This is a genomic window from Lysinibacillus sp. FSL M8-0355, from assembly GCF_038008985.1.
GTDB classification, from domain to species: domain Bacteria; phylum Bacillota; class Bacilli; order Bacillales_A; family Planococcaceae; genus Lysinibacillus; species Lysinibacillus fusiformis_D.
This window is the reverse complement of sequence record NZ_JBBPAI010000001.1, coordinates 1,836,356-1,852,848: the sequence shown is the minus strand read 5'-3', so window position 1 is coordinate 1,852,848 and position 16,493 is coordinate 1,836,356. Positions and strand designations below refer to the sequence as shown.

General features: G+C 41.3%; 14 protein-coding genes. 1 reads left to right on the top strand and 13 read right to left on the bottom strand.

Annotation, left to right across the window (positions count from 1 at the left end):
• Window positions 1-2 precede the first annotated feature (2 nt).
• The 10 genes from MKY46_RS08810 to MKY46_RS08765 all read right to left on the bottom strand — a co-directional run bounded on the left by MKY46_RS08810 (window position 3) and on the right by MKY46_RS08765 (window position 10,755).
• Window positions 3-935, bottom strand: a complete 933-nt coding sequence (locus MKY46_RS08810) for a S66 peptidase family protein (RefSeq protein WP_340810869.1) — start codon at window positions 933-935, stop codon at window positions 3-5.
• A complete protein-coding gene (locus MKY46_RS08805; protein ID WP_340810868.1) occupies window positions 932-1,879 on the bottom strand; it encodes an ATP-binding cassette domain-containing protein in 948 nt (315 codons plus the stop codon). The genes MKY46_RS08810 and MKY46_RS08805 overlap by 4 nt, the downstream gene beginning before the upstream one ends.
• Window positions 1,869-2,924, bottom strand: a complete 1,056-nt coding sequence (locus MKY46_RS08800; protein WP_080717001.1) for an ABC transporter ATP-binding protein — start codon at window positions 2,922-2,924, stop codon at window positions 1,869-1,871. Before MKY46_RS08800 ends, MKY46_RS08805 begins: the two co-directional genes overlap by 11 nt.
• A 13-nt stretch (window positions 2,925-2,937) precedes the next feature.
• Complete coding sequence (locus MKY46_RS08795) at window positions 2,938-3,912, bottom strand: ABC transporter permease (protein ID WP_340833963.1); 975 nt, start codon at window positions 3,910-3,912, stop codon at window positions 2,938-2,940.
• Window positions 3,912-4,856, bottom strand: coding sequence for an ABC transporter permease (locus MKY46_RS08790; RefSeq protein ID WP_340833962.1), 945 nt, complete (start codon window positions 4,854-4,856; stop codon window positions 3,912-3,914). The genes MKY46_RS08795 and MKY46_RS08790 overlap by 1 nt, the downstream gene beginning before the upstream one ends.
• A gap of 81 nt (window positions 4,857-4,937) precedes the next feature.
• Complete coding sequence (locus MKY46_RS08785) at window positions 4,938-6,761, bottom strand: peptide ABC transporter substrate-binding protein (protein ID WP_101966813.1); 1,824 nt, start codon at window positions 6,759-6,761, stop codon at window positions 4,938-4,940.
• Between the two features lie 447 nt (window positions 6,762-7,208).
• Window positions 7,209-8,003: a M55 family metallopeptidase gene (locus tag MKY46_RS08780; protein ID WP_058844953.1), complete on the bottom strand. Its 795-nt coding sequence runs from the start codon at window positions 8,001-8,003 to the stop codon at window positions 7,209-7,211.
• Window positions 8,000-8,614 carry a M15 family metallopeptidase gene (locus MKY46_RS08775; RefSeq protein ID WP_101966814.1) on the bottom strand — a complete coding sequence of 205 codons (615 nt, stop codon included), beginning with the start codon at window positions 8,612-8,614 and terminating at the stop codon, window positions 8,000-8,002. The genes MKY46_RS08780 and MKY46_RS08775 overlap by 4 nt, the downstream gene beginning before the upstream one ends.
• Before the next feature lie 382 nt (window positions 8,615-8,996).
• On the bottom strand, window positions 8,997-10,055 hold the full coding sequence (locus MKY46_RS08770; protein ID WP_036127057.1) for a DmpA family aminopeptidase: 1,059 nt from the start codon (window positions 10,053-10,055) through the stop codon (window positions 8,997-8,999).
• Between the two features lies 1 nt (window position 10,056).
• The gene (locus tag MKY46_RS08765) at window positions 10,057-10,755 is read right to left on the bottom strand and encodes an aspartate/glutamate racemase family protein (RefSeq protein ID WP_101966815.1); all 699 of its coding nucleotides are present in this window, start codon (window positions 10,753-10,755) and stop codon (window positions 10,057-10,059) included.
• A gap of 240 nt (window positions 10,756-10,995) precedes the next feature.
• Between MKY46_RS08765 and MKY46_RS08760 the strand changes: the two genes are divergently transcribed.
• Entirely contained in the window at window positions 10,996-12,390 is a 1,395-nt protein-coding gene (locus MKY46_RS08760; protein WP_340810862.1) for an alanine/glycine:cation symporter family protein, read from the top strand.
• 214 nt (window positions 12,391-12,604) lie between these two features.
• On the opposite strand, the gene MKY46_RS08755 is transcribed toward MKY46_RS08760, so the two are convergent.
• The 3 genes from MKY46_RS08755 to MKY46_RS08745 all read right to left on the bottom strand — a co-directional run bounded on the left by MKY46_RS08755 (window position 12,605) and on the right by MKY46_RS08745 (window position 16,392).
• On the bottom strand, window positions 12,605-13,459 hold the full coding sequence (locus tag MKY46_RS08755; protein ID WP_145991300.1) for an IS3 family transposase: 855 nt from the start codon (window positions 13,457-13,459) through the stop codon (window positions 12,605-12,607).
• Window positions 13,444-13,950, bottom strand: coding sequence for a helix-turn-helix domain-containing protein (locus MKY46_RS08750; protein WP_180957783.1), 507 nt, complete (start codon window positions 13,948-13,950; stop codon window positions 13,444-13,446). The genes MKY46_RS08755 and MKY46_RS08750 overlap by 16 nt, the downstream gene beginning before the upstream one ends.
• Window positions 13,951-14,430: 480 nt before the next feature.
• Window positions 14,431-16,392: a methyl-accepting chemotaxis protein gene (locus MKY46_RS08745; RefSeq protein ID WP_036129282.1), complete on the bottom strand. Its 1,962-nt coding sequence runs from the start codon at window positions 16,390-16,392 to the stop codon at window positions 14,431-14,433.
• Window positions 16,393-16,493 lie beyond the last annotated feature (101 nt).

Sequence of the window (16,493 nt, the reverse complement as noted above, 5' to 3'; positions counted from 1 at the left end):
ACCTACTCAATCACATGGATTCGCTGGTTGTCCGCATCCATTGAGATCGTTCTTCCTAAAGGCAGCGACATCGTTGGTAAGCAATGACCACATGCCATTTCGGCTATAATTGGCTTACCTAGAGGCACTAGTATTTCTTGGAAAATCATGTGTAGTGATAAGCTATGCTCTGGCCTTTGCAGATTTTCAGGCCCACAATTAGTCCATGCTCCTAACAAAATACCTGCCGCGTCATCCAACTTCCCCGCCAGTTTTAATTGTGTCAACATACGATCGACCCGTTGTTGCGTTTCATCGACATCTTCTAAAAACAGAATTTTACCTCTTGTATCAATTTCATAGGGTGTGCCAAGTGACGCTGTAATCAAGGTTAAATTACCACCAATTAGCTGACCTGTAGCATTCCCGCTGACAAGTGTTGACATGGGCTGGTTAGAGGGATTTTCTAAGTAGAACGACGTTTTGTCATTGTCCATAATCTGCTGCCTGAAGGATTGCCATGTGTAGTCGTCCATTTCCTGTCTAATAAATTCTGTGGATGGCATAGGGGTATGATACGTAACAAAGCCACATAGCTGTTGAAAGGCTATATGTAAGGCAGTCACATCACTATAGCCTGCAAATACTTTAGGATTTGCTCGAATCAGCTCAAAATCTAATTGTGCTAAAATCTTCGTCGCCCCATAGCCTCCACGTATACAAAAAATGCCGTCAATAGTCGGATCACCAAACATGCGATGGACATCTGCCGCCCGTACATCATCAGCACCTGCTAAATAACCATGCCTTGCGTGACAGGTCTCCCCAACGACCACCTTGAGCCCTAGCTTCTCAATACTCGCAATAGCAGGCTGCAGCTTTTCTGGTGGTGTTGCCCCAGAAGCACTAATAAGACCAATAGTGTCACCTTTTTTCAATGCCTTTGGACGAATCATGTTTTTCCCTCCATTTTCAGTGAAGTACGATAATGCGTTAGTTCCTCTTCATTGGCCAAAATAAAATGACCTTTCTCTACTTCCACAAATGAAGGAGGATTTTCCTCATAACGATGCTGTGACGGATCATACACTTCGACGATTTTTCCTCGTTCCTTATAGGGATTCGGCTCTGGTACTGCAGATAACAGTGCCTTTGTATAAGGATGCAGCGGATGGGCAAATAGCTTTTCTGTGTCTGCCAGCTCAACCATTTTCCCTTTATAAATGACCGCTGTCCGATCGGTAATAAAACGGACAATTGATAAATCATGGGCAATAAATAAATACGTTAAATGATTACGCTGTTGCAGACTAGCTAATAAATTCAATACTTGTGCTCGGATGGACACATCTAGGGCAGAGATAGGCTCATCTGCAATAATAAACTCGGGGTCCATCACTAAAGCACGAGCAATGCCAATACGCTGCCGTTGTCCTCCTGAAAACTCATGAGGAAAGCGGCTAGAGAACTCTGGCAGCAAGCCTACATTTAATAAAGCATTGCGAACCTTTTGCTGACGGTCTGCCTCATCCTTATATTTCTTTGAAGAGTATAATCCTTCGGAAATAATATAATCTACTTTTGCTCGCTCATTGAGGGAGGCCATCGGGTCCTGAAAAATCATTTGGATTTTCTGCGTAATTTCTCTATCCCACTCTTTCGAAATTTTGCCCTGTATACTTTTGCCATGATACAAAATTTGTCCTTCTGTCACCTCATTAATGCGCATAATAGCCCGACCAATCGTTGTTTTCCCAGATCCTGATTCACCTACAATGCCAAATGTTTCACCTTTAAAAATATGAAAGCTGACATCATCAATCGCTGTAAATTTATGTTTCCCTTTACCAAATACGACGGATACATTTTGCACTTCTACTAGCACTTCTTTATCGGTCATTAGCATACTGCCTCCCTTCTACAAAAAATGCTTGTAAAGCGGCTGGCGGCTCTACTTTTGGTGCAAGTGGATCTAATAACCATGTGCGCGCATAGTGGGTGTCACTGACCTGAAAAAAAGGTGGACGCTCTACAAAGTCAATTTTTAATGCATATGGATTGCGTGGTGCAAAGGCATCACCCTTTATTTCCTGAAAAAGATTCGGTGGCGTGCCCTTAATTGAATATAATTGTTCCCCCTTTGAGCCAAGCTGAGGTAAGGAGGAAATGAGTGCCCACGTATAAGGATGCTTACTATTAAAGAAAATTTCATGCGTTTCCCCGACCTCAATGACATCACCCGCATACATCACGGCAATACGATCAGCCACCTTTGCGACAACGCCTAAATCATGCGTAATATAGATAATCGATAAGCCATATTTCTGCTGAAGATTCTTTAATAGTTGTAATATCTGAGCTTGAATGGTCACATCTAAAGCGGTTGTTGGTTCATCACAAATTAAAATATTCGGTTTACAGGCAATCGCAATAGCGATGACAATACGTTGGCGCATGCCTCCCGAAAATTCATGTGGGTATTGCTTATAGCGTTTTTTCACATCTGTAATACCTACATCTGTTAGCAACTTTAATGTTTCTTCATAGGCTTCCTTGCCTCTTAAGCCTTGATGCATGACGACACATTCCTCAATTTGCTTCCCAATGGTTTTGAGCGGATTCAACGATGTCATTGGGTCCTGCGTTACCATCGCAATTTCCTTACCTCGAATACGCAACCATTCTTGCTCTGTCGTAAACTGAGTTACATCCTGTGCATTGTAAATGATTCGTCCTTGCTGAATGCTGCCATTTTTATCTAGCAAGCCCATAATGGATTTCATCAGCACCGATTTTCCCGAACCTGATTCACCAACAATGGCTAAGCTTTCTCCCTTGTAAAGGTCGAGTGAAATATCGCGGATAGCTGTTAAGACACGACCCCGTAGCGTAAACTGAATGATTAAATTTTGTATGACTAATATGCGCGATTTTTTCAATGTCACTTATTTCCTCTCCTTACACATGGTTTTTCGGATCTGCTGCATCTGCAAAAGAATTACCAATAATATAGAATGCTATCGTGATGACACTTAACACAATACTTGGAAAAATCAGCTGATAACGTAAATCTGGTGACATCATGAGTACGCGTCCTTCATTAATTAAATTTCCTAAGGACGGCTCGCTGATTGGTAGCCCTAAACCGATATATGTTAGAAATACTTCGGCTCCTATCGCAAAGGGAATAGCGAGGCTCATACGCAACATAATCACTGAAATTAAATATGGTAATAAATTTTTTAGGATAATACGATAATCAGGAGTGCCTAAACATTTTGAGGCTAGGTTGTATTCACGGTCACGTAAAATAACAATTTGATTGCGAATAAATCTCGCCATTTCCACCCATCCCGTTATACACATAGCTATAATGATCGTCGAAATACTTGGGCGTAAAATATAAGACATTAAAATGAGCACAATGGTTGTGGGGATATTATCGACAACATTATAAAGCTGCGTTATCGGTGCTTCTAATTTTCGTGAAAAGCCCCACAGTGTACCGATTGTAATACCGACTACTGCCTCTACCAAGGCTACGACACAGCCAATAAAGAGAGATGTTCTTGTGCCCGCCCAAATACGAGACCATAAATCCTGACCAATGGAATTCGTGCCAAACCAAAACTCTGCATTGGGGGTAATATTGCGTGCCTGCATCCCTGTTTGTTCATCCAAGTAAATTTCAGTTGGTGATTTTTGCGCTGGTAAATAGGGCTGGAGAATGGTGAAGCTGACAATAATGAACACTCCCACTAATAAAAAAACGGCTAGTCTATTTTTTAAAAAGGATTGCCATGTAGACCGCCAATAAGAGTAATTGGAATAGCCAGTTTCCTCTGCCTGTCTTGCGTCAACTTCAACAAATTCAAACAATGTTTGACGGGACTTATTCGAAATATTATTGATTTCATCTGTATACATACCCATTAGCGTACACCCCCTCCCTTGCCTAATTTAATGCGTGGATCGACAAGTGCCATGGCAATGTCCCCTAAAATAAGTCCGATGATGCCAAGAGAAGAGAACACTAGCACTAAGCCTTGCACAATCGTATTATCCTGACGCTGAATGGCATCCACGAGCAAGCCCCCCATCCCTGGAATGGAATAGAGCGATTCGATATAAATAGAGCCTGTAATCGTAAATAGAATGGTGGCAGGTAAGTATTGTGCCATTGGAATAAAGGCATTTCGCAGTACATGCTGGAACATCAATGTCCGCTCCTTCACACCCTTCGCCCTTGCTAGCTTAATATAGTCCTTGTTCAGTTCATCTACCATATATCGTCGCATCCACATCGCATAAGAGGCTGTCGGCGCCAACGCCATGGAGGTAAGTGGCAAAATCCAAGTAATCGGCCTGTACGCATCAAACAGCATCGGTAATTGAAAGAGTTCCGTAATATACATTTGAATGACTAAGTAGTAGACTGCTGCAGGGACAGCAACGACAAAGACGATATAGCCTGTCCCTAGCCGATCTAGCCAACGCCCCTTACGATAGGCCATCAAAATCCCTAACGGCACACCAATGAGTAGCGATAAAGCTACTGCCCCCAAACCAAAGAGCAGAGAATACATAATTTTATCCGCAATAATCGTCACAACCGGTACATCCGTACGATAAGTGACCGATTTGCCTAAATCCCATTGCAACAAATTTTTATAAAAATTTCCTAGCTGAACAAGCAATGGATCACGCAAGCCAAGATTTGTTAAATAAACTTCTTGCTGAGCCGGTGACATTTTATCGGCTGCCGCTCCTAAATATCCTTCCTCCGGCATTAATCGTAATAATGAAAAGACGATCGTGATGATAATAAAAAGGGTAAACACGGATTGTAAGAGACGTTTTCCTATATACTGCAACATGGCGCTATCCTCCTTTATCCAAAAGACTAAAGGAGATGCCGACTATTCTTTCGGTATCTCCTTTTCCTCTACGAAGCCATACTACTTTTCAGCATTCGCTAACGCTTCCGCACGTTCTTGCTCCCACTGCGCGAGCGCCTTTTTAAATTCTTCATTACTCATTGGCTTCTCCAGCACTTGCTGTCCTTTAAATTTCTCTGCCGTTACACCGAATGGCGAATATTGCGCCTCAAATGGATTTAATTTAGACGCCACATAGCCACTCCCCCCTACTGAATAAGGGATCACAAAGGCTTCATCAATTAAAAAGGCCTCTGCCTTTGCAAATAGCTCATAGCGTTTTGCGGCATCAATCGTTTCTTTCGCTTGATCCACAAGGTTTTGGTACGTCGTTTTGCCATTTGCCTCTTTATAGCCTTCTGCTAATTCTGGTTTATTGTAAGTACCGTCCACTGTGAATGGATCTGTATACGTAGAGGGATCTGCAAAGTCAGGACCCCAGTTCGCTTCTAAAAGCGCAAACTTGCCAGGACGACGCACCTCTGATAAGAAGCCTGTCGATGGGCCAGCCTCTACAATAATGTCGACATAATCTGTCCCTAGTAATTTTTCAATCTGCTGTTCCACTACTTGAGAACGATTGGCCCAATCTGGACTGCCTGCATTATAGGGCATTAATACTTTTACAGGGAACGTGGCTTTACCTGCTAATGCTGTTTTCGCTTTTTCTTTGTACTCTAGAGCGAGCTCTTTATTGAAGGAATCTTCATTGGAAATGGTCGTAAGTGGCGCTAATTGGGTATAATCCACCCCTTCCACATCGACAAAGTTTTTCGGTGTAATAGTATTGCTCAGCAAATCTGCTGGATTATAAGGCTCAACCGTCAGCATTGCGGACACCCGATCCAGTGCATGGAATAAGGATTTACGGAAATCTTTATTATTGACTGCAACCTTCCAGTTATCTGGCTCATATTGGGCGTCAAATTGTGGATTAAAGTTAAGTGCATAGAAGTAGGTATAGAAGTTATTTTGTGTTTGACGAACCTGGGATTTTTTCTTCTCGTCTTTAAACCATTCATCAATAATAGAGGTTGGAATACTAGCAGAATCAATTTCTCCACGTAAAAATAGCTCTGGTGCCACTGTTGCCGCTTCTTTATTGTATTTATAGCGAATGCGATCAATCAGCACCTTGTCTTTATCCCAATACGACTCATTTTTCACAAGAACACGCTCATTTTGCGGTTCAAATTTATCTAAAAGATAAGCGCCATTATAAAGGAAATTTTCACGCGTCGTACCAAAATCCTTCCCTTTCTCGGCAATGAACTTGCCATTCACCGGGAAGAAACAAACATAGTTCAACATAGAAAGGAAATAGGGTGTCGGGGCTTCTAAAGTATATTCTACTGTATGTTCATCTAGCGCCTTTATGCCAACCTCCTTGAAATCAGCCAACTCGCCGTTATAGAAGGCCTCCCCATTTTTTACGACCGTCGCAATCCAAGACGTCGATGATTCATTTTTAGCATCAAGCACATAATGTAAGCCATCCACAAAGTCTTGTGCCACAACATCTGCATAGTCCTTCCCCTCATGTGTGACCCATTTAGCATCATCACGTAGCTTGAACGTCCAAACAGTAGCATCCTCATTAGCAGACCATTCCTTCGCCAATCCTGGCTGAACGACTCCATATTGATCGTATTCTATGAGTCCATCCACCATATTTGCGGCCACCGCAAATTCATTTGTTTCAGACGTCTTTAAATAATTTAACGTTTTAATTTCTCCCGAATACACAACACGATATTCCGATGCCTTTTCACTCGATGATTCATCATTGCAGGCTACACAAAACAATACGACCAGACATATGAACAGCAACCAAGACTTTCTCACAAGCATCCCCCTAATCATCTTTTTATAATGAAAATCCTATTGCAAGGACGGATGCACCTTCAATAGGATCTTTCAAACATAAGCTAGGTCCTTCTAAATCGACCCACTATCGATGAAATGCACAACGATTCCATGCTCGTTGTCACGGTAATGAGATAAATTTGTAGGTTCTATCAAATCAAACATATTGGACAGCGTGTCCCACTGCTTTTTGACTACATCTTTGAGTGGTGGCTTCGCTGGAATGAGCGATTTTGCCTTGTTGTGATCGGGGCAAGCGCTTTACTGAGCAAATTCTTCACTCGGGTGAGCGCCTCTCCTCTTTCTGAGCGAGCTCATCGCTTCGATGAGCACTTTGTAAGTATTTTCCTGGATGAGCACTCTATTCCTATTTTGGAACGAAGCTATCACTATTGATCATTCATTGATAAAGCAAGCTCAGTAGCATCATGTTAAAAATTGTAAAATACGAAGCACCTCATAAAAATCATCGGTGATAAACTCTACGGTATTATGTGGTTTGAATGTGGCATTTGGATAGAAAGAATTGCGATAAGCTCGTGTATGGTCTCGATAAATAATCTCCACCACAAAGCGTTCTGGTAACGCTACCTGCAAATCAGCACGTGGCACTTTCATTGCAGACTCTACCAGACGTTTGGTTTCCATAATGGTTAGCTGTGGGCTGACACTAATCGTTGCATTTCCGATGCCTTCCTTTGTGGCAAATGTAATCATGTGTTCATTCAAGGCCTGTATTTCCTCTGTTAGCCCCACATCCCCACTAACGAAGGATACAGGAACATCATGTAAAGCCGCCGCATACGTATTGATTAAAAATTCGCTTGCATAATGACCATTAATTTTGACGTCGGCATATGTGCAAAGTGTATGGGCAAGTGGATTGCGCTCACTTCCTCCTTTACTGTGGTAGCCAATAAAAATGGCACGGTCAAAGCTTTGATCGAGACCTGCCACCATACACATTGGATCATATGTCCAGCCACGGATGACTTTACAATTGATGGGTAAATTGGAAATGTCGAGATTGCGAGCAGAATCGTGGGCATCCTTTAATAAAATTTCTGTGGCGCCTCCTGCTATCGCTCCTTCAATGGCTGCTTCTACTTCTCGTGTCATTTGTCTTTGGAAAAACAGATAGTCCGGTGCGTTTAACTCGGTCTCACTCCATGATGTTGTACCTGTAATCCCTTCAATATCTGCGCTAATATAAACCTTCATAGAAATCGCAACTCCTTTACATTATGATTTTGTATTGTTGCGTGTACTGCTCCATAATGGGCTACCTGCGCTTGCACACGTCTTGCCCATGCCACATTGTGATAATCGTAATGCCACCATTCTTCTGCATAATTCGTGAATCCAGCAAGTGACAAGCAGTTGTACAGCAGACGCCGATGCTGACAGGCCAGCGGATTTTCCTTCAAGTGCTGTTCAAAATAACGTGTCGCAGATTTTTCATGCATTTCGTCAAAAGCTGTACCAAGATCCAACGCTTTACCATGGACATCAGCCAGTGTGACATCAATTGCACCACCTGTTAAATGTGGGGCTAAATGGGCGAATTCTTCACTTGGCAAAGCTACATATTTTTTCGTAGCCTGCACAAGCTCCTGTGGTGTTGCCTGTGGCATTTGTTGTGCTAATTGCTTTGAAAAATGGGTAAACAAATATTGCTGTACTTGAAACGGACGATACCCATCATAAAGTAAGAGACTATATTCTTGTGGTAATAACGTTAACGCCTGCTGCAAACGCTTATAGACCCCTTCTCGCACATAAATAACTTGCAAACTATCAGGAATCTGTTGCTGATAGTAGATAGGCTCCATGAATAGTCTCGGATGTGTAGCTGTGACCTGGATAAGCGGCTCACCGTTTTCACGAACAAACGGAGATAGAGGTGGATTCCTATTTATAGCTGCCGCTATTGGTTGAAATAGGTTGATGATATTGGCACACCTCCTTAATTTTTAGATAATTCAGTTTTTTAAAATGAATGTTATCATATCTCCCTAGCATTGACTAGATAAAAAAGGAATAATTACAATATAATAGTTTTTCTCCTATAATGATTCATATTCCAGCAAAACACTGTCGAAAAATCACTTTTGTCCTCTAGTTAAGGATTTTATTCATCGCATTGCTCGCTCATGCTAACGAAGTACAAAAAAAGCTATCGAAACATGGATGATGTCTCAATAGCTTTAATCGTTATGCCTTATGAAAAGCGTAAGCTTCCACTGTATGGCCATTGCGCCCCGTTGTAGTCTGGGCCTGAGATAATGAATTGAGTATCGCTTCCTCTGTCGCTTCAGCTGCGGCGGCAAACAACTGATTCATGATGGGGTGATCCTCACGTAGCTGTGTTCTTGTTTCCATCAGCTGATCTGTCGTATGAGGAATACTGTGTGCCGTTGTAAAACCAATGACTACATCCCCACTACCATGTGAAAAGTGACTACCTGTCCGACCGAGACCGATACCACAGCGTTTAATGACACGCAGCAATTGGCGGCTACTCAACGGGGCATCCGTTGCAAGAATAATAAGTATTGAACCATCTGTAGGAGATAATGTTGATTGGCTTTGCCTATTGGAAGCGTTGTAACGCTCGGCTAAAAACTCAGTGCTTTGACCAAAATTACTGAGAACTAGACAACCTACTGTATAGCTAATTTCCTGTTGTTCAACTTTAACAAGGCGAGAAGACGAACCAATCCCCCCTTTATAGCCAAAACACATCATACCTTTCCCTGCTCCAACGGCTCCTTCCTGTACTATATCCGTAGAGGCTTGACGAATGGCTGCTATTGCATGTTCTGGTGTCACGGGACACGCTCGAATCGAATTTAAATAACTATCATTACATTCGCCTACCACAAGATTAATCGTTCCTGTTATGAGCCCAATATCTTCATTCAAGTCCAACATATAGCTTAATGTTCCTTGTGTAACGGCTGGCACGCCAAAGGTATTCGTTAACATAATAGGTGATTCGATCACACCAAGCTCATTGACTTGCACAAGTCCCGTTGTTTTTCCGAAACCATTTAACACATAGCTTGCCGCCGTTACCTTTTGCTGAAATAAATTACCACCATGCGGTAAAATGGCTGTGACTCCTGTACACGCATAAGCACCGTCCTGATCTAATGGCTCATCCAATGTGACATGTCCCACCTGAACTCCCGCTACATCGGTCATACAGTTTTTTGGTCCAACTGGTAACTTGCCAATCTTGATGCCCATTTGTCGTACCTTGCCTGGCATATTACAACTCCTCCTGAATCGCCATGGACACCGCAGTTTGTGCATGAATGGCTGCTGTATCAAACACTGGCACACTAATATCCTCCTGCTGAATCAATAAACCAATCTCCGTACAGCCTAAAATCACTCCTTGTGCCCCCGCTTGCACAAGCTCCTCAACAACTTGGATATAGTACGATTTGGCGTCTTGCTTAATGATACCTAAACACAGTTCTTCATAAATAATGCGATTTACTTCCATTCGTTCGTGGCTGTCTGGCACAATAACCTCAATACCGAAACCCTCCACTCTTGCTTTATAAAACGCCTGCTCCATCGTATACTTCGTGCCAAGAAGGGCTATTTTCTGTAGATCTGCTTCTTTAATTTGTCTAGCTGTTGCATCCGCAATATGTAAAATCGGGATGGTAATCGCTGCCTCTATAATATCAATGACCTTATGCATCGTATTCGTACAAATAATAACGAAATCTGCACCTGCACGCTCAAGTGATTGCGCTGCTTGTGCCAGAACATTCCCCGCTTTGTCCCACTCTCCTTTCGCTTGAAAATGCTCAATTTGTTGGAAATCCACACTATATAAAATACATTTGGCAGAATGTAAGCCTCCTAGTCGCTGTTTGACCTGCTCATTCATGAGCCTGTAATAGGCAGCGGAGGATTCCCAGCTCATCCCACCAATTAAGCCGATTGTTTTCATCAACATCACACTCCTTTTCTATTATTATACGCATAACTCGCAATGAAATAAGAGAATTTTCCAAATTTAATGCTTTATCTCCCTATCGAATATGACAGAAAAATAGTATTTAAAGCAACTCTATCCATTTAAATATTTTAAAATCACAAAACATTATGATTATTTTCATTATTTTAGAAATGTTGATTTTTTATAAAAAAACAGTGTAGACTAAAGCGTATTGTAAAAGGAGGACAACTTATGGAATGGATTTCAAGTATTGTAAATAGTGGAAATAATATTTTATGGACATATATCCTAATTATCTTATTAATCGTAGCAGGACTATATTTTTCATTTGGTACGAAGTTTGTACAAATTCGTCTGTTTCCTGAAATGTTTCGTTTAATTGTAGAAAAAAGAGAGGGCGAATCAGGTGTATCACCGTTCCAGGCTTTTACTATTAGTGCTGCTTCACGTGTCGGCACAGGGAATATTACAGGTGTTGCCTTAGCCATTGGTGTAGGAGGACCAGGTGCTGTTTTTTGGATGTGGATCATCGCTATTTTAGGGATGGCTACTGCCTTCATTGAAAGTACCTTAGCACAGGTTTATAAAGTGAAGGATGGTAATACCTTCCGGGGTGGACCTGCCTACTACATGGAAAAAGCGTTAGGTCAACGAAAGCTAGGAATTATTTTTAGTATTTTATTAACATTTAGCTTTGGGTTTATTTTTAATGCTGTACAGTCCAATACAATTGCCACGTCAGTTGGAGAAGCATTTGATATCAAACCAGCGATCATTGGGATAATACTTGTCGCCTTAACAGCCTTAATTATTTTTGGCGGTGTTCATAGAATTGTGAAGGTGACGCAAATTCTTGTACCTGTCATGGCGATTTTCTATTTACTTGTAGCCCTTTTCGTTGTAGTGACAAATTTCTCGGAAATCCCGCATGTTTTTAACTTAATTTTCACGCATGCATTTGGCCTACAGGAAGCTGCTGGTGGTGCAATTGGGGCGGCTATTATGCAAGGTGTCCGTCGTGGTTTATTTTCCAACGAGGCTGGTATGGGGAGTGTACCTAATGCGGCGGCAACTGCCAATACCTCACACCCTGCCAAACAAGGGCTGGTACAAAGCTTAGGTGTCTTTTTTGATACGATCATGATTTGTACAGCGACTGCCTTTATCATTATTTTAGCTGGCTTATATGATAAAGGCGAAAGTGACGGCATTATCTTGACGCAAAATTCTTTAGCTGTCCAAGTTGGGGACTGGGCTCCTTACTTTATTGCTATCGCCATCATCTTCTTTGCCTTCAGTTCGATCATTGGAAACTATTATTATGGTGAATCCAATATTGAGTTTATGGATGCGCATAAAGGTTGGATGTTTAGCTATCGTATATTAGTGTTAGCTATGGTCATGTTTGGCTCTGTAGCTCAGGTACAGCTTGTATGGAATTTAGCTGACCTATTTATGGGTCTAATGGCGCTCATCAATATAGCCATTATTATTATTCTCGGTAAAATTGCCTTCCTTGTATTAGACGACTTTACACAGCAACGTAAAGCTGGTAAAAATCCTGTCTTTTATGCAAAATCAATTCCAACCTTAAAAAATACAGATTGTTGGGAAGAAGATCGATAAACAGCTAACGCCACTCCTTTTGATAGGAGTGGCGTTTCATGTTGTTGAAAAAAGGTAATGTCAACGGCATAATAAGCAATTTTGTAAGGCGAGGGGTTGATTTCCGTTCCGCCAGCGTCCTTTCCAGGGGGCGTCCGATGAGCCGCTTCACTCACTGCGTTCGCTCCAGGGTCTCCTCTGTGACGCTATGAACTGACCCCAAAAATTTGAACTTTTAAGAAACTCTTCGAAACTCAACTGGACTTTTTCCGTTGAGTTTTATTTTTATCCGCTCATGATTGTAGTAGTGGATATAGTCTACTAACGCTTTTTTGAATGCTTCGTAGTTCTTAAACGTTGTTGCGTATAGAAATTCTGATTTCATAATGCCAAAAAAGCTTTCTATCACGGCATTATCTAAACAATTTCCTTTCCGTGACATACTTTGCTTGATTTCATGTGTTGCCAATAACGCTTTAAAACGTGGTATTTGATATAACCATCCTTGATCAGAATGGACGATTAAGCCACTCTTTTTCGATAACTTTGTATACGTAAACGCCTTCTTAAAAGACTGTTGAACTAACTCAAAATTAGGTGATTTTGATACCTCATACCCAACGATTTCTCGATTGAATAAATCTAATACAGCGGATATATAGATTTTTTGACCGTTTATTTTAAACTCCGTTACATCGGTTACCCATTTCTGATTGGGTGCAGTGGCTTCAAAATCACGTTGGATGACATTCTCTGCGACATAGCCGACTGTCCCTTTATACGAACGGTATTTTTTAGGGCGTACCGTCCCTTTTAAGCCCAATTCTTGCATCAATCGTTGGACCGTTTTATGGTTGATGAAAAACCCTTCATTTCGGAGGGCTAAACAAATACGACGATAGCCATAACGCCCCTTATGGTAATGAAAAAGCGTCTGAATTCGTTCTTTGATCGCCTGATATTTATCTGGTTTTACCCATTTTTGGAGATGATAATAATACGTACTTTTCTTAAGTTTCGCGACTTTTAATAGAGCTTGAAGAGGAAAATCCAACCTTAGCTCATAGACAGCTCTTACTTTTTCTTGGATTTGAAGGCATCCTTTTCTTGAACTAAGGCTTTCAACTTTTTTAAATAGGCATTTTCCATCCGTAAATACTCAATTTCGGCTTTTAACTCATCCGTTGTTTTTCCATTTAAATCGGACGAAGGTGGTTGTTTTTTTGGCATTGATTGGCGCTCCTTTTCTACTTGATAGAGCACCTCACCAGCCGTTGACATCCATTGTTTTTTCCATCTCCGAACGGTTTCACGGGAAGGAATATTAAACTTCGCAGCAGTCTGGAGGAGCGAATCGCCCGTCTCTATCAGGTGTTGAATTACTTTTATTTTAAAAGAATCTTCGTAATTCGTGAACCCTTGAGGACGAATAATTCCTTCGATGCCATGATAGCGATATAATTCAATCCATAATCGAATGTACTGTCGATCCCTCTGTAATCGATTGGCAATCTGATACGTACTTTCTTTTTCTTCAAAGTAAGCTAGAACTGCGGCTAATTTTTGTTCATCAGAAATCACTACCTGCACCCCCTATAGTAGATTTTTAAGTCCAATATTTTGGGTGCAGCTCACTAAATCCCCTAGGAGTGACACTGGCTCCACTCCAATCAACCATTCTGCCAAAGTGTCTTTTCCTGAACAAAATAGCCCATTATTTATAGTATAAGAGAGGATAGCTTCTTACTTTCAATGTGGAGAAGTGATGTGTGACAACACCCCTCCATAAAAGAGTAGTGAGTATGTTCACTTTTTTGCTAAAAAGTGAACATTTTTATTTTATGGATTGGAGTGGAAGGCTACTTGACTCCCGTGGGAATAGCGAGACAGGCGAGCCCCTGCACGGAGCGGTAGCGGAGGAAGCGGCTCGGCGCTCGCCCACAGGAAAGCAAGTAGCCTGCAACGGAAATCCTTTTTCACCTTTCACATAAATTCTATGGATGGTTTTGTTTTTCAACACTATGAAAAGCCACTCCTTTTGATAGGAGTGGCGTTTGTGCTTTAATATTTAAATTGACTAATCAGTTGCTTTAATTCATCCGCCATATGTGCGAGTGCTTGTGCCGAGGCATTGATTTCTTCCATTGAGGCTAATTGTTCCTCTGTTGATGCCGCTACATCCTCGGATGCAGAAGCATTGCCTTTTGCAGAGAATGCCAAATCTTCTGTTACGGCTGCCACCTCTTGGACGCCTGCTGACATTTGCTCAGAGGCTGAAGAGACTTCCTCCATTTTAGGTGTAATTTCATTCATGCTTGCCATAATGACTTGGAATTTTGCAATGGCTTCATCCGAAATATGCAGACCACTTTGCACATCCTCCGTTACCTTCGCCATAATACTGACAGATTGCTCCGTCTCTTGCTGAATACCTCGAATAAGCTCAAATATTTGTTTGGCCGATTCTTGTGATTGTTCTGCTAGCTTGCGAACCTCATCTGCCACAACGGCAAACCCTTTCCCATGCTCACCTGCTCTTGCCGCCTCAATAGCTGCATTTAATGCAAGTAAGTTCGTTTGATCGGCAATGCTCGTAATGACATCTAAGATGGACGTAATTTGCTGAGATCGTTCATGCAAGGTTTGAATTTTCGCATTGGAATCTGCTACAGATAAATGAATGGATTGCATTTGATCCTTCGTATTCTGCACAGCTTGTCCACCCTCATCTGCTTGTGATGTTGCATGCTGCGAAAGGTCTGTCACAGCAGAGGATATTTCGGCAATATGCAAAATAGCTGTTGAAAGCTCATGCAGTGATTCTGCATTTTTATTGGCACTGATCGTTTGCGAATCAGCACTTGAGGCAACATCCTGAATAGAAATCGCCACTTTTTCCGTTGCAATGCTTGTTTGATTCGCGTTGGCTGTTAGCTCCTCTGCTGACGAAGCCACTTCCTCTGCATTTTGCTCAATTTTTTGAATAAGTGTCCGTAAGCTTTCTTGCATATCATTAAAGGCTTGTCCTAATTGACCAATCTCATCCTTCGACGTAACCGTCACCGTTTCTGTCAAATCGCCTTTACTGATCGTCACAGCACTATCCTTTAAAGCTTTAATTGGCTTTAACACAGCCCTCATAACAAAATAAAAGACAATCGTACTAATAACAATAGCCGCAATCAGCACTAAAATCGTATGGTATAAAATTTTAGATGCCGATTCATCAATTTCTTTGGCAAAAATGGTCCCTGTGATTTTCCAATCAGTCAGTTCATTTGTTGTATAGAACAGGATTCGGTTATCACCGTCAAAGACATATTTATAGGTACCAGAAGGATTTTCGTACATTTGATCGAGGAAGCTTTCTTTTAGTTTTCCTCCAGCTTCAAGCGTAGGGTGTGAGATAACCATATTTTCTTCACCAAAAATAGAAGGATAACCATTTTTCCCGATTCGAATGGAATCTGCAATTTTTTGAAGGTCTGTCAGTTTAATATCAATAGCCACAACCCCAGCATGATCCTTAATCTGTTTGGCAACCGTCACAACCATATCGCCAGTTCCTGCATCTTTATAAGGATTTGTGATTAACGTTTCTCCTTTGAGGGCTGTTGCCTCTTTATACCAATCTCGATCTAGTGGATTATAGTCTGCATCATTTAATTTTGGCTCTTGTGTAAAGGAGCCATCGTTCATGCCAATATAAATACTTAGCACATCTGGATTTAGCTCTACATACTGATGCAAATTCGTCTCAATAGAGGCTTGGGATTGCTGATATTTTCCTGCATCTAATTCACTGCTAAATACATTGATATCATCCATTTTTTCGCTAATGGTTTTATCAATAAGCTTATTTAAAATGCCCACACTTTCATTGGCACTAAATAATATTTCTTCTTCTATTGAGTCTTTTGCAGATAAATAAGATAAACTCCCAACAGAAATGACAGGAATTAGTAATACTAGCGCAAATAAAGTATAAAGCTTGCCCTTAAAACTGCTAAATAGTTTCTTCATATATCAATCTCCTTTTGATTCTTGTCGTGAAAAAATAGCAAGCTATTTTCCACAGTATTTCCCTCTCTTTATCTGCTTCACATTTCTCCCAAAGCTTTTAT